Consider the following 22,478-nt stretch of genomic DNA (forward strand, 5'->3'; position numbering starts at 1 on the left):
TCCTCGGCCTTCTGCTCATCAGTAAACGACTTCGGTGGTGTGGGCACAGCAGCTCTTATGCTCTTTTGAAAGCGATAGCCGCCAAGGTCTCAAGGTCTTTGTTGTCGCTTGGTTTGACCAGGCCGGTATCGACTGAGGAGAACAGGGAATTGAGGATCAGCGCACGTTCTTCGTCGCTGACAGCCTTCTCTTTTTCCATCAAGGACAGGTAGAAGTAGGTCATCGCAGCTTTCTGTCTGTAGGCGGCAGCGAGATGACTGTTGCTCATCGCGATTTTGACGAAGATACGGATTGTGTAAACGCAGAAGGTGATGATCGCGATGGCCAGGAAGGAGCTCGAGAGTAGTGGTATCTCGGGCAGGTTCGCGGTGAAAAGCCAGTAGATAGCGAAGGAGCCACCCAAAAGGGTCAGGGCTGCTACCCCCAGAGCGCCTAGGGACCACCAAAGTGCATGGCAGTCGTGTTTCTTCGCTGCAGCCTCCCAGACTTCTTTCGGCTCTTCGAGGGCCAGCTTTTCCCGGTAAAGCCTTTCGAGATTGTGGATCTCGGCTTCCTGCTTAGCCCTCCACTCTTCGACCTCTTGTTTCTGAGATTCCTTCCAGGCAATGACCTCATCACGGAACTCGCCCATCTCTGCGGTGAGAGAGCTGAAGGTGGTGACGAAATCTTTCCCAGCGGTGTCAAGGGTTTCTTGGACGTGCCCGAGTTGGGCTGCTGATAGATCAAGCAGTGTCGAGGCGGATTCTTCCGCCTTTTCTCCTTGGGAAAGCTCCTTCTTCAAGGCCCACAGATCCGCTAGTTTTTCTGCGGCTGAGCTGCTATCGAGGTGGTAGTAGAGCCGCGATGGTTCTTTGACTATCAGGGTGAAAGCCCTGAGCGCGAGCGCAGAACCGCAGCGGTCTCGATTCTGTGCGCAGCGATCTGATGCCCACGTCATGAAGGCTTCGATCTCAGGGAAGCGCTTATCTGAGGTACACACTGATCTGAGGTGAAAAAGAATCTCAGTATGCGTCTCTTGTTCATCGACGCTGCGAGACAGAATGTTGAAACTGTCCAGGACGCGTTGGTTGAGACGTTGAGCATCCTCATCAGCCTTCAGCTCTTTTGCTGATTCTGTCAGTCGTTGGATTGCGTCATCGAGCTCCTGCCAGTCAGAGACTAGGTCGGTAGTCCAGTAGTCGTTGACGAATGGCTCTAGGACCTTGATGTTCGCTGCTACAAGTTTCTTGAACTGAGTCCACGACAATGGCGATGGACTGTAGTCCAGGTTGTACGAATCTTCTACTGCGATGATGAAGCGGAAACGCTTGTTGATTGCTGACGTCAGGGACCTGATGTTCACTAGTCCGCCTCCGCAAGGGGGTCAGTGAAGCCTTGGTCAGTAAGCACATTAGTGTTCATCAGGTGACTGCCGGCGTACATGATGTACTCGATGTTGGAGGCGGTAGCTATTTCGGTGGCCGCTTCGGCTTTGGCTTTGACGATGCGGTCGTCGATCTTGTTGTCGCCTTTGACCTCGATGAGCTGGTAGGTGCCGTCTGTCATCTTGGCCAGGAAGTCCGGGTAATACGAGCGGATTCGCTGGGAGTCGGGGTCGTAGTACTGAACTGAGAGTTCGCCTTGGCCGGAGGTGAACATACCGGTGAAATAGACTTCCTCGACCTTGTCGCTGGCCACGTACTGCAAGAAGCATTCGCGCTCGGGCTTGGAGTCGAAGCAGTAGGTGTCCGCGTGGAAACTCTTCTCCTTCTCCTCGTCCTTGAGTCTCTTGTCTTTGTTGGTGATGACGAGTTCGGGCTTAGCACGGAACGTGTAGCAGTCAGCATCCTTGGGTTCTTTGAGTAGTACAACCTCGCGATCATGGACTTCTTGGGTGGAACGCACTTCCCGCAGGTGGTTAAACAGGCCAGGGATGATGACGTCGTAGAGAACCTCGTTGTAGGTCGAGATTGTCTCGACAACCTTTCCCATTCCATCAGCCGACGCATCGAGATAGCGTTTGACGTCTAGGGCTTTCATGTTGAGGTACCTTGCTACCTCAGCCACCAGTGTCAGTTCACTGAACGGTCGTGAATCATTGAGGGATGAATCCGTACGTGACTTAGCCGCCTGCTCACGCCGCAGTGTGGCGATCTCGTGAACCTTGACCAGGTACTTCTCACGATCCAGGTGTTCGAGGTCGAAGTTGACCGGTTCGGAAGGGTCTTTTTCGATCAGCTCGTAGTGGTGCGTAATCTCTTTAATTGCGAGCGTGCGCGGTGGCGGAACAACCCTGACCTCGTAGGCCACGCTCTTAGATTCGCCTTTACCCTTGAGACTGTTGATGGTCATGTTGAAGTTGGACTGCAGTTCCGCATCCAACGTCTCAAGGTTCTCGTTAGAGAGGAAAACGCGGGCGCGATGTTGGGTCTCGGTGATCTGGCGTAGGCAACGCATCGTGGCCTGTAGTACAAAGACCTTGGACTTTGGGGAACGGAACATCGCTACCCCAAATAGGGAGCGGCAATTCCAGCCCTCGCGCCCCTTACCCACCAAGATAAGGAACTGCTTCTCGTTACCAGTAGAGCCAGGCACGTCGAGTTCGTTGAAGTTCCTGATGTCTTCATCCTTGGTGATCTTCGCATCCCCAATGTTGACCAGAATTTTCGAAGATGGCAGCCCAAGATCTGCTAAGGCTGCCTCAACCATTGGACGTAGTTCCTGGGTGGCTTCGTCAATAGTTGTGGCAAAGAAACAAAGCTTCGGGTTGAGCCCCTCGAAGGTCTGGCCTCCATAATCTTCCCAGAACTCCTTGATGGCGTTACGCACGAAGACTTCACCCTTGATGTCCTCAAAGCCCTGTGGGAAAGCATCCTTGAGGTACTCGTTCTGGATAGCGTCGCGTAGCCCGTAGGCGTAGACCACCTCAGGAAGCGGCTGAGTCTTCACGTAGGGGGTGCCGGTGAAGTTGTAGCAGGCAACGACACTGGTGCGCTCAGCAAGCAAGTTGATGGTGTCACGCAGCGAAGTCTTCGCACTAGACCCCTTACGTATTTCCTTTTCCAAGTCCGCACCGAAGAGATGGTGTGCTTCATCCACGTATACGCCCAGGCGCTTGAGGCGGGTGAGTTTCTTGAACCGCTGGTTCTCAATCAGGCTCTTCTCGTCCTGAACCAGGTCAGGTGAGTCAGGAGCCTCAAACTCGGTTGGCCCGTAGAGGTCACCGAGCACAGGGTCTTTCGCAATGTCCTGGAAGAACAAGTCTGCCGGCTTGTCTTCCTTGCGTTTGCGCTTAGTGATGATCTTCTGGGTATTAGAGATGACGATGTTGAAGTCCGAATCATCCAACACGTTCAGCGTCACCCCAGAGTCGTCCAGGAAGTGAACCTTGATCAACGGCTCTACGGCCTTGACGTACTCGGGCGGAACAACCTTCGATTTGTCGAAGGTGATGATTTCCCGTAGGGATTCCAGCACCGTCTTGTCAGGTGCGAACACCAGGGCGTTGTGACAGTACAGGTCACTCTTGGGGTACTTCTTGGCCAGCAAGAACTCATAGAAGATGCACGTGGCCACGAGGATGGTCTTCCCCAAGCCCATGGTCAGTGCGTAGATATAGTTCGGGTAGGCCTCCCGGTACTTACGCATCTGCTTAAACAGAGCCTCGGTCTGTTCCTTGGTGATTTCTACGCCGAGGGTTTGCTGCCCGTACTTATCGACCCCGTAGTAGGAGGCATCCGAGAAGTTGTTTTCCCGGTTGCGCCACTGATCGAAAATCTCCACGACATGGGCGTTGTTCAGGAACTCTTTGAGGAAGACATACATCTCCAGAGCCTCGAACTGAGGGCGACGCAAGAACGCATCAGGGTTCTCATCAGGATCGTTATAGGCCAAGAACTTCTTGGTCAACGAGTTGTAGCGAAAGCGAATCTTCCCACGGTTAAGGGTGTAGTAGTACCACAGTTGAGAAAAGAAGGGTGTCTCAAGACCTGTCCCTGCCATTAGTCAACCTCGACTTCCACTTCAAGGGATTCAGAGAGCACGTCCGTGATCTTGACCTTGACAGTTCCCGCGTCAGCCGGGATGTCGTAGTAGCCCTTAACCAGCTCGTTCTTCTCTGGGATGTCTTGGAGGGCTGGTTGCATGACAACACCGTCGTAGTTCCAGTCGATACTGATCATGTCCACGAGCTGACGCCAGTCTTCAACGTTCTCGCGCTGCAGCGACAACTTTTGAAGCAGGTTGAGTGGGAAGAAGTTCCTGATGACCAGTTTGTCTCCCTCGCGGACGATCTCGGCCTCCGCCTCACGCTTGAGCTGTAGCTCGCTCTTGTCACGCAAGATATCCACGACCTGGATGTCGAGCTTGTACTCAGGCAGGTCAGCTTCCAGCGACGCCTTAAGGTCAGGCTCGTGACCCATACACACCAGCGTAATCTTCTCAACCACACTTGAGGGGTTCTCGGCCTTACGCTGCTCATAAGTCTTGTAGGGCAGGTTCGCCTTGAGTTCCTCCAAATCAGCCTTCGTAGCAATCCGGTTGACTGGGAGAATCTTCACCATTCGGCCATCGAGCTCACCATCCCACACCTGCGAGGCCGGGAACGGCTGAATTTCTAGAGCCTCGATGAGCAGCTGTCGTGCCTCGACTGGGTTTCGGAAGAAGTCGTAGTTGTTGACGTTATAGACCTCGAAGCCGGTGTAATGCTTTACTCGCTCCTCTCCATCAACAGATAGCTGGGAGGCTGCCTTCTCATCACGCTCCCGCAGCTCTGAAGCGATCTTCGACAGGCGCTTCGTCGTCGTCGAAATCGAGCCTAGGTTGATGTCAGCACCAATGAACCTACGACCAATCTTCATCGCCACCGCCTGAGTCGTACCAGAACCCATAAAACAGTCAAACACTAGGCCTCCAACAGGAGATGAAGCTGCGATGATGCGCTCTAATAAACGTTCAGGTTTCTGGGTAGGATAGCCTTCACGTTGCCTATCTTCTCGATTGAGTTGTTCAATATCTACCCAGTAGTCTTCAGGAATTTTTCCTTCATCTGCGTAATACCGATAGACTTTTCCAGATTTTTTGTCTCTTTTTTCCTGATAGGGCCTTCCATTCGCATCGTATGATACTTTCATGTGGGAATTGGGTTTGCGTTCTGTAACAACCAACTTATTCGTACCATCAAAGTAGTAAGTACCCCCTTTTTTATAGAGAAAAATCGTGTCATGTTTTCGCCCAAACGTTTCTCTACCCTTGCCTCCAATCGAGTAACACCAAATAATCTCATTTATAAAGTTATTCGCACCAAACACCTCGTCTAGCAGCATCCTCAAAAGATGACTTTTGTGCCAGTCGCAGTGGAGGTAGATGCTGCCGGTGTCCGAGAGGAGTTCGCGGCAGAGGATGAGACGCTCGTACATGAACTGGAGGTACTCGTCGTTGGTCCAAATGTCGCCGTATTGTTTTTCCTCGAAGCTGGTGGCGTCCGAGGTGGCGGTCTTGCCTCGCAGGCTGATTTTCTTCTTGTAGTCAGCTTTGGAGTCGAATGGCGGGTCAATGTAGATGAGGTCGACCTGGCCACGGTACTCGCGCAGCAGGTGGCTCATGACTTGGAGGTTGTCACCCCAGAAGATTTTGTTCATCCAGTCTTTGCCCTCGGCGTCTGGTGTGGGTTCGCCGTAGGACTCGCGCAGTTGTGCTGGGTAGTACTGGGTTGAGGTGTAGGGGTGCTTGCCGGTCCACCGCAGTTCAGGAAAGCCTTTGATGGGCTCGCGGGTATCGAACTCGAAGAGTGTCTCATCTGCCATTGTCGTTTAATTCCTTTTTCCCTTAGTTCCTTGGCTTTCCTGGCTGCGTTGAACAATACGCGTTAAAGTCGCAAGTGCCACATGCTTTCTCGCTCCGAGCACATCCGGAGTACTCCCTTGCCCTGATTTTGTGGACGGTCTCATCAAAGACCTCCATGGTGGCTTCCACAGCGGTTGGTGAGTAGTCCCAACTGAGTTGCGGGTTGGAGTCTTCTTCGCCGGTGTAGTACACGTGCATCTTGGAGACGGTTTCACCGGTACGCTCGTGGACGAGATGGGCATAGAGGTGGAGCTGGCGTCGGTAACGTTCGATGCGGTCTCGATGCCATTTGGAAGTTGAGTAGAGGTCGGGTTTCTTTTCGGATTTGAAGTCCACGATCTCTACAGTTCCACCTTCACCCCGGATGAGGTCGATAGTGCCACCGACGATGTATTCAGGCTTGACCAGGCTGACGTCGACCTCGGCTTGTTTAATCCTCTCCCACTTGCCGTCCTGACGTGCGACGTAACGTTGGACTTGTCCGAGTGCGGATTTTTGCTGGGCGGGCGCGAGGTAGGTACGTTCGACTCGTGAGAGGTAGGTGTAATTCACATCGAACCACTTGGTCACGTTCTCAGCTGTGATGAGGTGTTCTTCTCCGCGAAGAGCAGCACGGTGGACGTCTTCGATGGTCTGGTGAACCAAGGTACCGAATAGTCTGGCGGAGACTCTCACTGGTGAAAATTCGAGGTCGCGGTAGAACTTGTACTGGCGTGGGCAAGTCTCGTAGACCGAGATGTGCGAGGTGAAGGAGTACTTCGCCTTGATATTGACGTCCTTGACCGTCTCGAAGGTAAACTCAGACAAATCGACTGCTTCGCTGCTGGCCTCGGGCAGGTCGTTGTAGATGTGTCGGAAGTACTTAGACGGGGTGCGTTTGCCGTCCCTTGCGCAGGTGAGGACGAGAAGGTTTTGGGCGCGTGAGAACGCGGTGTAGTACACGCGCCAAAAGTCGTAGAACTTGATCTGGTCCTCAGGTTCGAACGCCTCGCGGTGGGAGTACTTCGCGATGACTTGGTCGATGATGGTCTCTTTGTCCTTGCGCGGCACGGTGTGCAAGGAGTCGGTGAAGACGATCGGGAACTCCATACCTTTGGATTGGTGAATGGTCAGGAAGGAGACGTATCCTGAGGGGGCGTATTCCGAGTCATCCTCGTATTCGCCGATGCCGCCTTCCATGAGCAGGCGTAGGTAGAGGGTGAAGAACTGGTCGATAGTGCGGTCGATGTGACGCTGGCTCTGGCCCTTTCCTTTGCGTCCGGAGAGAATCGAGACGTTGTGGAGGTACTCAAACTTCCCGATGATCTGGGTGAGGAGCGCCAGGTTTCTTGTTGGCCGCAGGTCGACCATCCCGGTGTCCATCGGCGTAGCCAGGAAAGAAACAAAGGGTTCGAAGGCGAGCATCTGGTAGAACAGTCCCGCAATCGCATAGTCGGTTTGCCCGGTTAGTGCCATGTGCTCACGACCGTGCTCCACTAACCATTCACGTAGCTCTTGCCCTTCAGCCGTGGCCAGGTGGGTTTTTACCTGGTTGATGCACTCGAAGTAATACGTTCGCTGTTCGGGTTTGAGGAACTTTGCGGCTGGGCTGTCTTTGTGGCTCAATGACTGCACGTATGCAGGGAAGACCAGCAGTAGCAGGCCGATCGATAGTTTGATTTCGTCGCGTTCAAAGAACATCTCTGATCGCGGCGAGTAGACGTTGATGCCGTGCTGTTCCAGGTGCTTGGCGAGTGCTTTGACTTTGGAGTGCTTCACCGAGCGGAACAGGAAGGCCAACTGGTTGTAGTCGGTGAGTTTTCCTGAAGCCTTGAGCTGCTCAATGAAGCGCAGAACTTGGGCCTGCCAGTCTTCTTCGTCTTGTCCTTCTAGGCGAATTACTGACGGGGATGGTAAGGGTGTGGGACTGGCTGGCTTGATGGTCTTGTCGTAGCGGAAACCGGCCCAGTCAAAGCGGAATTCTGAACTGGATGTGGTGGACATCCACTCGTTGTAGAACTCGACGATCTGCGCATCGGAACGGTAGTTGGTCACCAGCGGGATAATCTTGCACTCACCGTCTGAGAACTTGGAGGGGAACTCCAGGATGTTCCGAATCGTCGCGCCACGGAAGCGATACAAACCTTGATCATCGTCACCAACCACACAGATGTTGCCATGCCGAGCGGCTAGGAGGAAAACGAGTTGTTCCTGGACGTAGTTGGTGTCCTGGTACTCGTCAATCATCAGATAACGCAACTGCGAAGAAAGCTTGTCAGCAACCTCAGGATGCTCGGTGAGGAGGCGGTGGGTTTCAACCTGGATCGAGGCAAAGTCCAACAAGTTCTCTTCTGCCAGCAACTCCCTGTACTTCATCGCCAGCTGGCCAATTGCCACGGCATCCGGGTCGCTGTCGCTAAGTAGCGCAGCGGGCTCGACCAACTCTTCGCACAGGTTGTTGACCAATGAGCACAACATTGTTGATCGTCGCCAAGTCCCGGTCTGTGGTACACCGAGAACTTGTTCCCAGCCGTTGATGGTTTTGAAGTGGTGAAAGTTCTGGAAGATTGTGTAGGACTGGTCAAACTCGTCAAGGACTCTGAATCCTTGCTTGAGACGAGTGTACTCGAGGTTTTCTTTCAAGATCCGCAAGCACAGCGAGTGGAAGGTGCCCACATGCATCTCGGTGAGATTCACACTGATTCCACGGGCATCAAGTTCATTGGTGATACGAGTGACGAGTTCTTTGGCTGCCTTCTCGGTGAAGGTGGCCACCATGATCTCCTCGGGAGCAACCCCGCACTTCTCAATCAGGTAGATGACACGTTGGACCAACGTGAATGTCTTCCCGGTTCCAGGGCCAGCAGTGATGAGAACAGGTCCGTCCACAGTCTCGATGGCGCTACGTTGCGCCTCGTTTGCTCTGCCAAAGTCGAATGCCACCGCGCAATCTCCCACAAACTACCTACTGGGCTGATCGTTACTGCTTCAAAAATACCAGAAACTAGTCACAGTTGAGCTATGAACCGCCGAGGATTCCCCACATCCCACACCAACCGTTGCTAAAACATGTGTTCACGTTTGTCGTGCGTACTGTCGTACAGGTGTGCCATCTTGACTTCTGTCAGCATGTCGGCTGACATTCGGACGTAAGGATTTTAGAAAGGAGGTCAGGCGCATGCAACCCAATGCCAAGTCGTTCGGTTCGTTCCTCAAGGAGAAACGTCTCGAGGTTGGGGTTACCCAGCGAGCTCTCGCGAGGAAACTGGACGTGGCCCGTCAGCACATGTCTGTCCTAGAGGCCGGCAAACGCCTCCCCTCAAGCGAGCTTGCTGAGCAGCTTGCAGCTGAGCTTGCGTTGAGTTCTGACGATAAGGATTTGATGCTTGACGCGATCGCAAAGGATAAAGAGGCAGTCCCCACAGATATCGGTGGCTACATCATGGACACCGATCTTGCGCGGGTAGCTCTTCGTAAAGCGCGCGATGCCAAACTCTCACCGCAAGGCTGGGAGAAGGTTATCGAGGTGATTGAGTCTGAAGGTGCGGACGGTGGTTGGTAATGGTTTATCGCTACTCGGGACGCGGCCTGGAGATTAAGGCCGAGGAAATTCTGCGCCAATGGAACCCTGACTGCCTGACGAAGGTAGCTCGGATTGACATCGAGACTTTCGATGAGCAGCACGTCAAAGCGGACATCAATTGGTTTCGCCTCTCCAATGACGGCAACCGTCTTGGGCTTGACATGCTTCGAAGATCGTCCTCTCAAGGTCTTGAGCGAGGATGGCACGTGCGAGCAAATCATCGACGGCCATGAGCACATGATCATTTTGTGTCCGCACGCTTGGGATGTGGGTGGTGAAGCTCGGGGGGCGTTTCACTATCGCTCACGAATGCTCCCACGTCTTGTTACACAACGCCCGCGATCTCGAAGAATCCGCCAAGGGCGCTGCTGCCCACACACTGAGCGTCGACCCGGCCAGGGACTTGGCCGACGGACGGAAAGTCAAAAACTGGGTCGAGTGGCAAGCCAACAACCGGCTAGGCGCTTGCCTTCTTATGCCCAAGTCGTCAATGAAGCTGGCGATTCCACAAGTGGCCGAACCTGACACTCAAGGCCATTACGTGGTTGACATTGAAGGCGTGCAGGCCCTGTCGCAGGTTTTCGAGGTCTCGGTATTGGCGACGAAAATCCGTATCGAACAGCTACGTAAAGAAAAGTTCACCCGGGCCTGCCTTGGGCCCGACGCCCAGATCGAGACCGCTTACTCTACGTAAAACGTAGTCAAAGCAAGGGGGCTAACGCTCAGGCACGCGGTCATGGGCGCAAGAACGAGGTCTACAACCTGATCCTCGCGTTCGATCCGAAGAAGTTCGATGTCGCCAAGCCCGAGGACATCGAACGTGCTGTGGACATTGCGAGTCAGCTCGCGAGCGCGGCGTTCAGTGCCGAATACATGGTTGTCGTCCACGACGATGCCAACGGTGAACATGTGCACACGCACATCATCGTCATCAACCATGACGAGCTCACGAGTAAGGCACTGAAGCGCAACACGTCGTGGTGGTCCCACGGACTGCGGCAGCTTAACGACCAGATTCTCGCTGAGAACGGTTTGGAACCAAATCCTAACCCGGTTGCGCCGAAGCCTGACTGGGAGTTGCACCGTGAGCAGTTCACGCCGGGCGGATTCGAGCAGACCCTCGGCGATCACGTTTACGAGTCACTGGCTGACCCTCGCAGCTTCAACCGTGAAGAGTTCGAACACGTACTTGCTGAGCACGGTGTGAGGCTCAAGGTCACGGACCGCGATGGCTGGACGTACTCCATGCGGCGTGAGGACAACGGCAAGTGGGGTCGCAAGAAGGCATCAGCGCTCACACCAGAGTTCACCGCTGAGGGTGCACAAAAGATCTTTGACTACAGAACACAGAAGGGAGTAACGCATGGGATTATTGGACCAAATGAAGGAGGCCGACGACCAACAGTTAGCTTCGGAGATGTTGACCGCCTTGACATCATAGCTCGACGCGCAAGCCTCGCAGCTGAGCAAGCTGACAAAGGCCGTGAACGACCTGACGTCTTACGTAAAGGTAATGGACGAGGTCCATACGGCAAAGGTGAGGGAGCTGCCCTCGCGGCAGCCCGAACAGCCCTCGATGCTGCAGCTCGACGACGAAACAAAGAAGAGGCTCTGCGAGATCGAGGAAACACTCAGCGCGATCGCGAAGACCGTGAGCGACGAGCGCGTCGTGAAGCTGCCAAGCGGCGAGAGCATGATCGCCTCGCAGCTCGACTCGCTGAAGCTGACACGGCAAATCAACGAGAAGCTGGAGACGATGGCCCGGAGTTCTAATGAGCTGGCTGAGGCGGTCACCAAGCGCGGGCGTATTGTCATTGACTCAGAGAAGCTCGAACAATATGCCGTCAAAGTCCTCGATAAACGACTTACTAAGGCCGTTGAGCCGTCGGTGGCGAGGCTTGAGAAGACACTGGTCGGGTTCGAGGCCGAAGTTGCTGCCGTGGGTGCTCAGCGCATCACTGAGGCAACCCAGGGAGTTACTGAGGTTATCGTCAAGGCGGATAAGGTCATATCCGCTGTGCGCGCGACAGAGGATCGTCTGAAGACTCTGGAGGGCAAGGTTACCTGGACAGCCGTGGGCCGTCTATGCCTCGCACTGCTACCGCTGGCTGCGGTCCTGCTCGTCATCGGTGGGATCGTGAGCGGAGTTGCCTATGCTGTCGGGTTCGGCCCTATCCTCGGGTGGGCGTGGTCGTCGTTCTCAGCCGCCGAGGCGTGGTGGGCTAAGGCACTCATTGCGCTGGGCACGCTGGGCGGGCTTGCAGGGTTCGGCACCGTCGTCTGGTGGTTAGCCAAGCGACTCGGCGAGGAATTCCGGCATTGGTGAATCTGTATCCAAGAGCCTGAGGGAGGTGATGATTATGGCGAAACAAACAAGGAACTGCAGCAAGTGCAACGGACCTCTGGACAAAGCTGGCAATTGCCCTCGATGCGACCAGTTCCAGAAGGAATTCGTGTATCGGCAACGAGTGATGGAGTCCAACGAGCGCAAGAAAGAAGATGAAGAGATTGAGTTCTGATCAGAACTCAAGAGGGAGAACCCCGCAGCTGTCATAGCTACAGGGTTCTTTGCTCTTCAGGATTGGTCGGTGATACGAAGGTATTTGCCGAGCGCCTTAGCAACCTTCTCCAGAGTGCCTGTGGAGATGTCGCACCTGTCTCTACGCGGGCGATGGTTGGTCGTGAGACCTCGGCATGCTTGGCCAGCTCAGTCTGACTCCATCCGAGGGCACGTCTGGCGTCGCGTACGTCTTGACCGACGCCGCGAGCGGGGTTAGGTACACGACTCATGAGGCTTACCCAAGGACAGGTTCTAGCGACCGTTCGGCGCGTACGCGCAGGGCATGGCCATAGGCACTCATACCTTCCCAGTCAACGACACTTTCACCTGAGGCATCAGTGACAACTGGAACCATGATCTGAGTCACCTTGAGACGTCCAAGAGTCGCGCCATTGCCGCCCCACGAGAACTTTCCCATCTGCCCCCGGATTAGTGACGCTAGCACAGGCGCGTTGAACCCATCGAGGTACTCGTGACGAAGCACCTGTATGTTCTGTCCGGTGTAAAACGGGACAGGCTGATAGCCGATTGTCTGGGTATCGAGTCCAATAGTAAGGGCATTTCCCAACTCAGGGTCTTTGTCCTGACGAGAACAGAATCTATCGACACCGTTACTTGCCTTTGTGCGAGAAACGAATGGGAATATGGCTGCACCCACATGCACGAGCTTGGCTTTGTCATACCAAGCCTTCGAGGCGGTCATCGAGTCGAATACATCCGTGATGAACATGGGCTCGAATCTCAGCGCCGGGAGTGTGTCGTCGTCAGTACTGCTAGTCGCGCGAGCACTGTGTGTCTGTGTGACGACTTGGTCGAGTAGCTCTGTGCCGAGGCGATCCATGCCTTCCCAATCGGCTTCCACAGTGCCGTCCGCGTTCATGATAGCGGGAACCATGATGTGACTGACACGAAGTCGGTCAAGTGATACACCGTTTCCCCACTGAAATTTCATCATCTGCCCACGAAGGACTGCGACAAGCACGAGCGCACTGGCTGTTGTCATGAGCGAATGGCGGAGTACTTGGATTTTGACAGACGTGTAGAACGGGGCGGGTTGGTAGAAGACACTCTGAGTATCCACGCCTATTGTGATGGCGTTTCCTGCATTGGGTGGGAGGTCTTGATACCCGACTACGCTCTCATGGCCGTTGTAGAGCCGGGAACGGCTTACATACGGGTAAGAACGAGGTCCTGGTTGAATCTTGTTCTTGTCATACCAAGCCTTGGAGGCTGTCACTGAGTCGAATACATCCGTGATGAGCATCGGCTGAAAGTCGAGTGTTTCAAGAACGCTCATGCTCACGCCTCTTCGTTGGTCACACTGACCGTTGATGGCGTAATGAGGTCACCGAGCCCGTGGGCGTGCATGTCAACCTGCCACGAGACATAGTCAGCAACGGTGGTCATGAAGTCCTCATAGGTCGGTGGCACATCGTTGAAGTAGAAGTAGCTGTGCTGCCATTCGTCCTCGGAGGTGACCTCGGAGCGGACGATGAAGCTGGTGTCATCTTGGGCGTCACCACGCAGAACTTCCAAAAGGTGTTTGCGGCGTGAGGCGACGGTGCCGTCATCCACAAGACCTCGGTGCGGTGCGACGACCCATCCGTCCTTCTCGAAGTTCACGAAGCGAACCACGTGATCCTCCGGGTGCTTACGTCCTGCTGTAAAGATCGCAATGACCGTGTGTGGTGTGTGCCCTGAGTTCGCAAAGGTCATTGGGTTCATCGTGATGACAGTTTCCAGCGTGTGGTGCTCAAGAATGTAGCGCTTGCGGGCCTTGTCTTCCTTACTCTTCCCGACCATCGCGGACTGAGGCACAATCACGGCGAGCTTGCCACCTGGATTAAGGAACTCCAGCGCGCGCTCGATAAAGGCAAGCTCGGAGAGGTTGCGGGTGTTCTTACCCTTGGCCTGCGAGTAGGGCGGATTGAGGAGAACCTTGGTGAAGCCATGACCGAGGGAGATGTTTCCATCGGGCAACTTCACATCACCTCGCATCTCGGCCATCGGAGCCTCGAAGATCGAGTCGCGGCGGAAGTTTGCTTTGCCATCACCTCGTAGGATCATATTGGTCGTTCCGATGGCGAACAGCTTGTCTTGAAGCTCAATGCCGTAGAGCCGGTTTTTGCGAATGTCCTCACGGAGTGCGGTGTTGTTGCCTGCGTCGTTGAACATTCGTTGCATAGCAGCGATGAGGAAGGAAGCCGTTCCAGCGGTGGGATCGAGCACGTAATCGGTCGCGTTGATGTCAATCAGCTCAGCCATGAGCGTGGTGACATGCTCAGGTGTGAGGACGATACCGAGACCAGAACCATCGCCACCTCCATAGGAGATGAACTCGTGGTAGAAGTTCCCGAGCACATCAAAAGAGGTCATCGAGGGGTCGGTGACGACGTGATACACGTCGTTCGCGAGGATACGAGTCATCCACTTGAGAGGCGACTCTCCTAGGTCTCGGTGAGAGCGGTTAAGCTGGGGCGCTTGCTTGATAAAGGCGAACTGGTCAAGGAGCGTGCCGATCTTCGCCTGAGGCATGAGTGCCTCCGACTTCATGTACTGTTCGGCGGCGTCGTAGATGATGCGCCCGTCCCACACCTGATAGTTATTGCCGGGTGAGATGCTCTGGAGGCGATCAGGGTCGAAGTAGGGATTCTGAAGAGCGAGGAGAATCGCGGAGACCAGCGGCGCCTTACGGTCATTCTCGACCGATCCATAATTGCGCATCCCCTCGTGAAGACGCTCGGCGGCCGCACGAACATCGTCGAGCTGAACCTCAGCACGAGGGCGTTGTCCAAGAACCTGGACGGCGTAATATTCGCCTATCTCACCATCTGAAAAGACATCGAGGTTGTCAAGGTCATCGAGATGCTTGACGAAACCGGGGGCAAGGTAAGAGACGGCGATCTCGTGGTGAACTTCCCCGCCACCAACGCCGACGGCAAAGATGCCCTTGTTGAAGGGGATGCCATTGGCGAGCATCGTCTTCGCGTAGTGAATAGCTCCATTGAGCGCATAGTCGGCGCGATAGGGAAACTCGGTGGTCGGGTCACCATCAACGAGGTAGCGCGTGCGCTGCACGTCCTTCTTGTCCTCAATCACAACGACAAAGCCGCCTGAGATGAAGACAAACTCGGGCTTGCCTTCTGCGTTGCCCGATACTGACTTCGACCCACCCTTGAGGGCGTCGCGTTTCCACTGGGGTCCGCCATCTTGTTCCCAAGGGCGCGGGTAACCGATCTCACGCAGCATGTCACGCACAATCTGATCCGTCGATTTCTCGTTCCCCATGCTCACCCTCGTGTTTCGCGGCCTACTTCGTCTCAAATTGTATCAGATATATTGCATTTAGGCACGCAACACTAACCCGTACTCAGCTTGGTTTCAAGGAAAACAAATCCCTCAGAGGCCAATGAGACCTCTGAGGGATTCAAATGAGTTCAGTACGAACGAAAGACGAACACGCCACCGTCGGGCGCATCGGCAACGGTGTAATCAAAGGCAAGATCGCGGGTCCATGCGTCCCAGTCAAAGTAGCGCTGCGCTTCCTCGGGCGAGTCGTTGATGAGGCCGATGTCTTCAGCGAGCTGGGCCGCATAGTCGGCGAAGGCGTCCCACTCGCCCTGCTAGGCATCCTCAAAGTCGGATACAGATGGGATGCCTCCAGTACCTTCAGCGATGTAGCACCCGGAAACAACCCAAGCACATACGGCAGGCCATTACTCAGGATCAGATTCCTCGTAAGCCTCACCCCAGCGTACGGCCTCGGCAAGGCTCATCTCGCCTTTGATCGGGAGGTTCTCATGGTTAGGGCACCAAATTTCCTGGCAGCCCTCATAGGGTCCTCCAAAGCCATCGTGAAGTGATTCGATGGTGACGTCGGCCGCTTCAGTACAGTCGATCCACTGCCCGACGAGACGACCGTTGTTGTAGCAGTTGAGACAGGCAGGCCAAACGCGAGGCGCTATGTCGGTGATGGTGATAGTCATGCTGATCTCCTCCAAGCTGTTTTGGATGAGAGCGAGACCTGACCGGCTATGCTCGGAGAATCAGCGCTTACACCAGGTCACACTCTCATATAGACACCCGGCGCGGCCATGCCGCGTACCTATCGCCACTCGATGCCCACACTGTCAGGGTTGAAACCCTTCTTACCCCGTGGCTGAGGCAGGAGCGTCACCGTCACCAAGACATCAATGACTTGCCGCTGGACTGCGAGCGAGGCATTAAGAAACACCTCGGATGGATCATCTACACCGAGAACTGGGGCGAGTCCAGCAGCTTGACCACTGAGGAGACGCTCAGTCTCCAACTGAGCAATGCGAGCCTCGGCAGCGTCACGGATGCGTTTGAGGTCGCGCCCTTCAATGATCTCCTCGTCGTAGTCACGCTGTGCTCGCAAGATACGCGCACGCTGTTCAGAGATGGCAGCGGCGATGCCGGATGCCACAGCGTCTTGGTCTGTCGATGCTTCTTTGCGCAAGGCGTCAGGTTGCTTGAGTCGCTCAGCAACGAGAGCAGTGACAAACTCATCAACCTGCACACCGCTTCGCATAAGGCTCGGAACAATGACAGTTCCATCGTCATTGCGCTCGACGTGTTGAGCGCAACGGTAACCGCGTGACGCGCCGGTGACCTTAGCGCCGCAGATGCCGCAGCGGTACAACCCCGAGCCGAGATGTTTGCGCTTGGTCGACCCTGAAGTGTTGGTAACGCGCTCAGCGTCATCGAGAATAGTTTGCGCCCGCCACCACGTTTCGTCGTCAACAATCGCGTCCCACTGCCCACGGATGGGCTCTCCAGCGTCGTCACGGAGAATCTGGGCACGCCACGAGCGGCGTCGTCCCCCATCGGCTTGAGCCAGCTTCGGGGTGTAGGTCGACATCTGGGTGTATCGGGGATTGCGAAGGATACCAAGCACGGTTGAGGGGCTCCATTCACCGTCGGGTTGCACAGTGCGAGGTTCCTTACCCTCAGCAATGCGTTGCTGGGCACGCTCAACAGACACCACATGTGAATGCTTAGGGCGCGGCGAGAGACCTGGGATGAGCTCGGTGCCACTGAGGCCACGAGCAAGCGAGCGGAGCGACTCGGGGTGATCCGAGCGAGTGAACAAACGGTAGATCGCACGGACAGCCTTAGCCTCCTCAGGGATCACATCACCGTTGACGGCATAACCGAGGGGTCGCATACCCTTGGGGATTCGCCCTTGCTTGGCCCGCTGGAGTTGTGCTGCCGATTGTCGGGCACCTTTACGCTCCATCTCAGCACGAGCAACGGCCGCCTTGATACGCGCGTACATACGCCCGCCGTCGGTACCCAGATCGGCATCACCATTAGCTGTAACCAGAGCCAGTCCGCGCAATTCGGCAGCGTCGATCCAGTCTTCGAGTTGGCGGGGCTGGCGAGTGAGCCGATCAAGGTCGTAGCAGATGATTGCGTCAAAGACACCTGCCTTGTAGTCGGCGACCATCCGGTCGTAAGCCGGGCGCTTTTGGGTACGATCCGTAGCCGACTTCGACTAGTCGATATAGTAAGGCTCGACGACCTCCCCGCCACGATAGGCGGCAAGCGCTTCGCACTGCTCGCGCTGACGGTCGATGGCCAGCCCGTCCATTTCACGATCTTGGCTAATCCGAAGGTAGATAGCAGCCCTGCGGGGCACGTTAGAGAACTTGTTCATGCCCCCCCTAGTTTACTTCTTAGACGTTAAACCTGAACTCCACGACGTCGCCGTCGTGCATCACGTATTCTTTGCCTTCCATACGTACCTGCCCACGAGATTTGGCTTCTTGCATTGAGCCGGCTGCATCGAGGTCAGCAAAAGATACAACTTCAGCTTTAATAAATCCGCGTTCAAAGTCAGTGTGAATGACGCCAGCAGCCTGTGGTGCGGTGTCGCCCTGGTTGATAGTCCACGCGCGGGCTTCTTTCGGGCCAGCAGTGAGGTATGTTTGTAACCCAAGGGTGGAGAAACCGACACGAGCGAGTTTGTCGAGACCAGATTCGTCTTGTCCGCTCATCTCGAGCATTTCGCGGGCTTCTTCTTCGTCAAGCTCTACCATGTCAGCTTCAAGTTTTGCGTCCAAGAATACTGCTTCAGCTGGTGCAACAAGGTCACGCAGTTCTTGCTGTTTCTCAGCTGATTGCAAGATACCGTCGTCAGAGTTGAAGACGTAGATGAAGGGCTTAGTGGTCAGAAGGTTGAGTTCTTTGAGGTAGGACAGTTCAATACCTGCGGTTTTTGCTTGAGAGATGACGGTCTCCCCCGCTTCAAGAACTTTTTGAGCTTTACGGTATTCTTCGAGCTGGGCGGGGTCGCCTTTTTTAATTTTGACGGCTTTTTCCAGACGTGGAATCGCGTTTTCGAGGGTCTGCAAATCAGCAAGAATCAGCTCAGTGTTAATCGTTTCCATATCGGAGGCTGGGTCAACTTTACCGTCTACGTGAATGACGTCGGGGTCGTCGAAGGCGCGCACAACTTGTGCAATAGCCTGTGCGTCACGAATATTTGCAAGGAACTGGTTACCGAGGCCTTCGCCTTCAGATGCACCACGCACAATACCGGCAATGTCCACAAAGGATACGGTTGCCGGCAGGATACGTTCTGAACCAAAAATTTCGGCTAGACGGTTCAGGCGGGGATCGGGAAGGTTAACAACACCGATATTTGGTTCGATGGTTGCAAAGGGGTAGTTCGCTGCAAGAACAGTGTTCTTGGTGAGCGCGTTGAAAAGAGTTGATTTGCCGACGTTGGGCAAACCTACGATGCCAATAGTTAAAGCCACACTAATACCTTTATCTTGTAAAAATTGTTGGAGTCTTGCTCATAAGTCTACTCGCTCTTTAGCGTTCCTTGTTAGTGGCTGGCAGCACCTGAGAGGTTAAGAATCAGTACACCAGCAATAATGAGCCCAACACCAATAACTTTAACGACGCTCAGAGGCTCACCGAGGAACACTGCACCAATACCAACGATGGCAGCTGTGCCTAGCCCGCTCCACATTGCGTAGGCAACACCTACAGGGATATCTTTGACCGCGTGTGATAGCCCAAAGAATGATAGTCCGTATAAGCTCAAGCACCCTAATGTGGGCAGTAGGCGAGTAAATCCTTCGGTAGTTTTGAGCAGTGAAGTTGCGATGAGTTCGGCACCAATGGCAAGAAAGAGAAAGAGGTAGGGCACGGAGTTGTCCTTAGAAAAAGTTATGAGTAAGACGTTGAGCGTAAAATCTTTTCCAGTCTAACAATAGCCTGCCATGAGAGCCGAAAGTTCGGGGGGGTAAGGCCTCTACCCTGACATTTGTCATGGAATACTTCGGCGGTATGACACTAGCTGAGCAACACACTAAAACGAGATGATAATTGCATGAAAACACAAAAAATTACTCAAAAAATTTTAGCTCCTCTTCTTAGCCTCTTTTTTCTAGGTTTTCCTATAGCCGTCCTTTTTCATATAGCGTCCACTCCTTTTGAACATATTATTGGGTGGGGTTTGCTCCTGATTTTTGCTGGAATCTATCTTGGCAATTTTGTGGTTATCGGTAAACATCCAAAGCGTTCATCAGCCACCATCGTTCCCCTCATCTATGGTTCGCTTTTACTTTTTCTGCCTATTAGCGCCTTGGCGTGGATATTTGGTGTTGAGATGTTCACGACCTTCCCTTATTTCGTTGCATTGTGGATGTTTTTGGCCCCGTTAACGGTTGCCATGGGGGTTTCGTTAGTCCTTAGCGTATTTTTTGTTGGACTCATCATCATGATTTCCCCTGATTCTTGGCCTGTAGCAATTAGCCCGATGATTGGTGTTTTTGCTATCTATTGTGCTGGGATTGCCGATATCGTAGGGACAAAGCATCAAGAACGAAAAACTCAACTGACCGTTGAGAAAGAGCAATCTCGTATTGCCCGAGACTTACACGATTCGTTAGGCCAGACTCTCACCACTATTAATCTCAAAACACAACTCGTATCAGCCTTCCTCGATAGCGACGCCCAAAAGGCCCGTGAAGAACTCGAGAATATTAAAGAGCTCACCAGCACCGCTCTAGCACAATTACGGTCAACGGTCACGCGTCTTAAAACCCCTGGGCTATCTGGAGAATTAGAAGATCTCAAAGTGCTGTTCTCTCACTGTGATATTCAACTTCAGCTACCGGAAAAATCTACGGCAGACCAGCGTTATGACATACTCTTCGGGTGGGTGCTCAGAGAAGCCTCAACCAACATTTTGCGTCATGCCAAGGCTTCTACAGTGACAGTTCGTGTCACGGAAAAGACCCTAGAAATTATTGATGACGGAGTCGGTATTGCGAAGGCTACCGATGGTCATGGAATACTGGGTATCAAAGAGCGTGTAGCAGAATCCGGTGGCGTAGTATCTATCACCAACGCCACCGATCATCCGCGGCGCCCTGGGACACGTGTATTTGTTGATATGTCTGGTGCATCAAACTAGATGCACCGCCCAGTATCTGTTCTAAGGAGAGTGTGATGATACGAATTGTTATTGCTGACGATCAACAGCTCATCCGTGAAGCTCTACGCACACTTCTAGAATTACATGATGATTTGACGGTCGTCGGGTTAGCATCTGATGGTTTTGAAGCACTGACTCTAGTAGAAGAGGAGCAACCTGATGTTCTTCTACTTGACCTTGAGATGCCGCGTAGTAGCGGGTTTGATGTACTCGAAAAACTTGCACAGGGCCATAGTTCTACAAAGTCCCTCATCATTACGACGTTCTCTCGCCCCGGATATTTGCAAAGGGCGTTAGAGAATGATGCGCGCGGGTTCATCGTCAAAGACACTCCAGCTGAAAAATTGGCACAGCACATTCGTGCCGTGCACGCTGGAGAAAAGGTTATCGACCCTCATCTTGCCGCGCAGTCTTGTATCGTCGGCAATAACCCGTTGACATCACGCGAACAAGAGGTGCTCAGCGTCGCTCATCGCGGTGATTCGATTCAGGCTATTGCCGCAATAGTTCACCTCAGCGAAGGTACCACCCGCAATCATCTGTCTTCTGCTATTGCAAAACTTGGGGCAGCTAACCGGCACCAAGCCTCGCAGATGGCACAAGAACGCGGGTGGATTACCACACACTACACATAAACACAGAGCACGGGAACGTCCATCACCAATAGCTAACGTCGGTAGAAAAACACTAGACTAGTAGTTATGACTGATGCGACGTTCCCTCTTGCTCTTACCCTTGTTTTTATCCTTGGACTTTTCTTAGGCTGGTATCTTGGATACCTCAAATCAGGGTCTATCTCATCGTTGCGAGAGCATAATGCCCGTCTTAACGCCCAGCTCACCGCCTCAGAAAAAACGCAACAATACCTCACTCAACAAGTTCAGGCGCTACAAGAACGTTCACGAGAAGACGCTGATGTCCTCCAAGCCCTAGCACCGGTCAAAGTGCAACTTGCCACGATGGAACGTTCTGTTCGAGCGATGGAGTCACAACGTTCAGAACAATACGGTGCAGTGTCTGAAGCGCTCAAAGCCTCAGCCCAAGTACAAGAGAATCTACGCACCGTCACACAGGGGCTATCTAGTGCGTTACGTTCATCTAGCGCACGCGGCGTTTGGGGTGAGACGCAGCTCCGTCGAGTTGTTGAAGCCGCTGGTATGACTAGACATGTTTCTTTTCAAGAGCAAGTGAGCGCAACGATTACACCTTCTCATGAACGAGAACGCATCATCCGACCTGATATGTTGATCCATCTGCCCGGGGAAAAGATCATTATCTTAGATGCGAAGACCCCGCTTAATGCTTATCTTAAAGCTCAAGAAGCCGGTGACGATGAGAACCTTGCACAGCAGGCTCTTGCTCAACACGTCAAAGAAGTTCGTGCCCATATCGACACTCTTGCTCGTAAAAAGTATTGGACAGGTTTTTCGTCTTCTCCTGAGCTTGTGCTCTGTTTCATCCCGTTAGAGTCTGCACTATCTGCCGCGTTACAAGCAGATAGTTCACTATTAGATGACGCTTACGCAAAAAACATTGCTCTGGTCTCCCCCGTATCGTTGTTATCTTGTCTAAAAGCTATTTCTTTCTCGTGGCGTCAAGAAACTCTGACCGACAATGCCAAAGAACTTCTATCGCTCTCTCAAGAACTTTATGAACGTCTTGGCACCGCGAGCGCACATCTACAGGGTATGGGCAGGTCGTTGAATAAGGCTGTTGAATCGTATAATTCTTTGGTTGGTTCTTTAGAGACTCGCGTTTTTGTGACAGCACGTAAAATTGCTGATTTAGATTCGTCGTCTATTTCATCTTCTCTGCGCAGTGACCCTTTAGATTCTTTTGCCAAGCCTCTTGGCGCACCAGAATTTGTAGGGCATGACTCCTCGTGGGAAGCTTCTTCTGCTGAGGATGAGGATGATTCGCCGGCTGTGATGATTGAACGCCCTACCCCACGCAATATGACGCCGAATACTTCTTCTCGTGTTTTCCCGCAACGCACAAACCCCTCAGATGAGCCTTTTGACTATGATTCGTGGAATAGCTAAAAGCGTCTGAGGGGT

General features: G+C 53.6%; 20 protein-coding genes and 3 pseudogenes. 8 read left to right on the forward strand and 15 right to left on the reverse strand.

Annotated elements, in window-relative coordinates; all coding sequences use genetic code 11:
- Positions 1-55: 55 nt before the first annotated feature.
- Genes ACN084_RS00500 through ACN084_RS00515 form a run of 4 tightly spaced genes read right to left on the reverse strand, consistent with a single transcriptional unit; the run spans position 56 to position 8,760 of the window.
- Positions 56-1,342: a DUF6161 domain-containing protein gene (locus ACN084_RS00500; protein ID WP_419105566.1), complete on the reverse strand. Its 1,287-nt coding sequence runs from the start codon at positions 1,340-1,342 to the stop codon at positions 56-58.
- Complete coding sequence (locus tag ACN084_RS00505) at positions 1,342-3,981, reverse strand: TnsA endonuclease N-terminal domain-containing protein (RefSeq protein WP_419105567.1); 2,640 nt, start codon at positions 3,979-3,981, stop codon at positions 1,342-1,344. Before ACN084_RS00505 ends, ACN084_RS00500 begins: the two co-directional genes overlap by 1 nt.
- A complete protein-coding gene (locus tag ACN084_RS00510; protein WP_419105568.1) occupies positions 3,981-5,783 on the reverse strand; it encodes a site-specific DNA-methyltransferase in 1,803 nt (600 codons plus the stop codon). The genes ACN084_RS00505 and ACN084_RS00510 overlap by 1 nt, the downstream gene beginning before the upstream one ends.
- Positions 5,784-5,805: 22 nt before the next feature.
- Positions 5,806-8,760, reverse strand: coding sequence for an ATP-dependent helicase (locus tag ACN084_RS00515; protein ID WP_419105569.1), 2,955 nt, complete (start codon positions 8,758-8,760; stop codon positions 5,806-5,808).
- 220 nt (positions 8,761-8,980) lie between these two features.
- Here ACN084_RS00515 and ACN084_RS00520 point away from each other — a divergent pair, with 220 nt between their 5' ends.
- Entirely contained in the window at positions 8,981-9,364 is a 384-nt protein-coding gene (locus ACN084_RS00520; protein ID WP_419105570.1) for a helix-turn-helix transcriptional regulator, read from the forward strand.
- 135 nt (positions 9,365-9,499) lie between these two features.
- Here ACN084_RS00520 and ACN084_RS00525 read toward each other — a convergent pair whose 3' ends face one another.
- Positions 9,500-9,643 carry a hypothetical protein gene (locus ACN084_RS00525; RefSeq protein WP_419105571.1) on the reverse strand — a complete coding sequence of 48 codons (144 nt, stop codon included), beginning with the start codon at positions 9,641-9,643 and terminating at the stop codon, positions 9,500-9,502.
- Positions 9,644-9,650: 7 nt separating this feature from the next.
- Here ACN084_RS00525 and ACN084_RS00530 point away from each other — a divergent pair, with 7 nt between their 5' ends.
- The 3 genes and pseudogenes from ACN084_RS00530 to ACN084_RS00540 all read left to right on the forward strand — a co-directional run bounded on the left by ACN084_RS00530 (position 9,651) and on the right by ACN084_RS00540 (position 11,711).
- On the forward strand, positions 9,651-10,079 hold the full coding sequence (locus tag ACN084_RS00530) for an ImmA/IrrE family metallo-endopeptidase (protein WP_419105572.1): 429 nt from the start codon (positions 9,651-9,653) through the stop codon (positions 10,077-10,079).
- 71 nt (positions 10,080-10,150) lie between these two features.
- Positions 10,151-10,360, forward strand: a pseudogene (locus ACN084_RS00535) (relaxase/mobilization nuclease domain-containing protein); the annotation flags it as partial.
- 601 nt (positions 10,361-10,961) lie between these two features.
- Complete coding sequence (locus ACN084_RS00540) at positions 10,962-11,711, forward strand: hypothetical protein (RefSeq protein ID WP_419105573.1); 750 nt, start codon at positions 10,962-10,964, stop codon at positions 11,709-11,711.
- A gap of 230 nt (positions 11,712-11,941) precedes the next feature.
- Here the strand turns inward: ACN084_RS00540 and ACN084_RS00545 are convergent, their stop codons facing one another.
- On the reverse strand, positions 11,942-12,091 hold the full coding sequence (locus ACN084_RS00545) for a hypothetical protein (protein WP_419105866.1): 150 nt from the start codon (positions 12,089-12,091) through the stop codon (positions 11,942-11,944).
- Here ACN084_RS00545 and ACN084_RS00550 point away from each other — a divergent pair.
- Complete coding sequence (locus ACN084_RS00550) at positions 12,031-12,162, forward strand: hypothetical protein (protein ID WP_419105886.1); 132 nt, start codon at positions 12,031-12,033, stop codon at positions 12,160-12,162. The genes ACN084_RS00545 and ACN084_RS00550 overlap by 61 nt on opposite strands.
- A gap of 18 nt (positions 12,163-12,180) precedes the next feature.
- Here the strand turns inward: ACN084_RS00550 and ACN084_RS00555 are convergent, their stop codons facing one another.
- The 9 genes and pseudogenes from ACN084_RS00555 to ACN084_RS00595 all read right to left on the reverse strand — a co-directional run bounded on the left by ACN084_RS00555 (position 12,181) and on the right by ACN084_RS00595 (position 19,128).
- Positions 12,181-13,242: a restriction endonuclease subunit S gene (locus tag ACN084_RS00555; protein WP_419105574.1), complete on the reverse strand. Its 1,062-nt coding sequence runs from the start codon at positions 13,240-13,242 to the stop codon at positions 12,181-12,183.
- A gap of 2 nt (positions 13,243-13,244) precedes the next feature.
- Entirely contained in the window at positions 13,245-15,233 is a 1,989-nt protein-coding gene (locus ACN084_RS00560; RefSeq protein WP_419105575.1) for an HsdM family class I SAM-dependent methyltransferase, read from the reverse strand.
- A 149-nt stretch (positions 15,234-15,382) separates the two neighbouring features.
- A pseudogene (locus ACN084_RS00565) lies at positions 15,383-15,553 on the reverse strand (antirestriction protein ArdA); the annotation flags it as partial.
- Between the two features lie 108 nt (positions 15,554-15,661).
- A complete protein-coding gene (locus tag ACN084_RS00570) occupies positions 15,662-15,931 on the reverse strand; it encodes an antirestriction protein ArdA (protein ID WP_419105576.1) in 270 nt (89 codons plus the stop codon).
- 119 nt (positions 15,932-16,050) lie between these two features.
- Positions 16,051-17,133, reverse strand: coding sequence for a recombinase family protein (locus ACN084_RS00575; protein WP_419105867.1), 1,083 nt, complete (start codon positions 17,131-17,133; stop codon positions 16,051-16,053).
- Between the two features lie 24 nt (positions 17,134-17,157).
- Positions 17,158-17,433, reverse strand: a pseudogene (locus ACN084_RS00580) (recombinase family protein); the annotation flags it as partial.
- Between the two features lie 30 nt (positions 17,434-17,463).
- Positions 17,464-17,625, reverse strand: a complete 162-nt coding sequence (locus tag ACN084_RS00585; RefSeq protein WP_419105577.1) for a hypothetical protein — start codon at positions 17,623-17,625, stop codon at positions 17,464-17,466.
- A 19-nt stretch (positions 17,626-17,644) separates the two neighbouring features.
- On the reverse strand, positions 17,645-18,730 hold the full coding sequence (ychF, locus tag ACN084_RS00590; RefSeq protein ID WP_419100786.1) for a redox-regulated ATPase YchF: 1,086 nt from the start codon (positions 18,728-18,730) through the stop codon (positions 17,645-17,647).
- Between the two features lie 71 nt (positions 18,731-18,801).
- Positions 18,802-19,128 (reverse strand): DMT family transporter, encoded by a 327-nt coding sequence (locus ACN084_RS00595; protein WP_419102864.1) that lies wholly within the window; start codon positions 19,126-19,128, stop codon positions 18,802-18,804.
- Between the two features lie 183 nt (positions 19,129-19,311).
- Here ACN084_RS00595 and ACN084_RS00600 point away from each other — a divergent pair, with 183 nt between their 5' ends.
- The 3 genes from ACN084_RS00600 to ACN084_RS00610 all read left to right on the forward strand — a co-directional run bounded on the left by ACN084_RS00600 (position 19,312) and on the right by ACN084_RS00610 (position 22,463).
- Positions 19,312-20,400 carry a sensor histidine kinase gene (locus tag ACN084_RS00600; protein ID WP_419105578.1) on the forward strand — a complete coding sequence of 363 codons (1,089 nt, stop codon included), beginning with the start codon at positions 19,312-19,314 and terminating at the stop codon, positions 20,398-20,400.
- Between the two features lie 35 nt (positions 20,401-20,435).
- Positions 20,436-21,056, forward strand: coding sequence for a response regulator transcription factor (locus ACN084_RS00605; RefSeq protein WP_419105579.1), 621 nt, complete (start codon positions 20,436-20,438; stop codon positions 21,054-21,056).
- A gap of 66 nt (positions 21,057-21,122) precedes the next feature.
- Complete coding sequence (locus tag ACN084_RS00610) at positions 21,123-22,463, forward strand: DNA recombination protein RmuC (RefSeq protein WP_419105580.1); 1,341 nt, start codon at positions 21,123-21,125, stop codon at positions 22,461-22,463.
- The last annotated feature ends 15 nt before the right edge of the window (positions 22,464-22,478 follow it).

The organism is Rothia sp. P7208 (assembly GCF_048512915.1).
GTDB lineage: Bacteria > Actinomycetota > Actinomycetes > Actinomycetales > Micrococcaceae > Rothia.

Excerpts from the sequence above, each read along its gene's own strand:
- ACN084_RS00505 (WP_419105567.1), bottom strand. The coding sequence starts at position 3,981 with ATGGCAGGGACAGGTCTTGAGACACCCTTCTTTTCTCAACTGTGGTAC.
- ACN084_RS00510 (WP_419105568.1), bottom strand. The coding sequence starts at position 5,783 with ATGGCAGATGAGACACTCTTCGAGTTCGATACCCGCGAGCCCATCAAA.
- ACN084_RS00520 (WP_419105570.1), top strand. The coding sequence starts at position 8,981 with ATGCAACCCAATGCCAAGTCGTTCGGTTCGTTCCTCAAGGAGAAACGT.
- ACN084_RS00530 (WP_419105572.1), top strand. The coding sequence starts at position 9,651 with ATGTGGGTGGTGAAGCTCGGGGGGCGTTTCACTATCGCTCACGAATGC.
- ACN084_RS00540 (WP_419105573.1), top strand. The coding sequence starts at position 10,962 with ATGCTGCAGCTCGACGACGAAACAAAGAAGAGGCTCTGCGAGATCGAG.
- ACN084_RS00550 (WP_419105886.1), top strand. The coding sequence starts at position 12,031 with ATGTCGCACCTGTCTCTACGCGGGCGATGGTTGGTCGTGAGACCTCGG.
- ACN084_RS00555 (WP_419105574.1), bottom strand. The coding sequence starts at position 13,242 with ATGAGCGTTCTTGAAACACTCGACTTTCAGCCGATGCTCATCACGGAT.
- ACN084_RS00560 (WP_419105575.1), bottom strand. The coding sequence starts at position 15,233 with ATGGGGAACGAGAAATCGACGGATCAGATTGTGCGTGACATGCTGCGT.
- ACN084_RS00570 (WP_419105576.1), bottom strand. The coding sequence starts at position 15,931 with ATGACTATCACCATCACCGACATAGCGCCTCGCGTTTGGCCTGCCTGT.
- ACN084_RS00575 (WP_419105867.1), bottom strand. The coding sequence starts at position 17,133 with ATGCGACCCCTCGGTTATGCCGTCAACGGTGATGTGATCCCTGAGGAG.
- ACN084_RS00585 (WP_419105577.1), bottom strand. The coding sequence starts at position 17,625 with ATGAACAAGTTCTCTAACGTGCCCCGCAGGGCTGCTATCTACCTTCGG.
- ACN084_RS00600 (WP_419105578.1), top strand. The coding sequence starts at position 19,312 with ATGAAAACACAAAAAATTACTCAAAAAATTTTAGCTCCTCTTCTTAGC.
- ACN084_RS00605 (WP_419105579.1), top strand. The coding sequence starts at position 20,436 with ATGATACGAATTGTTATTGCTGACGATCAACAGCTCATCCGTGAAGCT.
- ACN084_RS00610 (WP_419105580.1), top strand. The coding sequence starts at position 21,123 with ATGACTGATGCGACGTTCCCTCTTGCTCTTACCCTTGTTTTTATCCTT.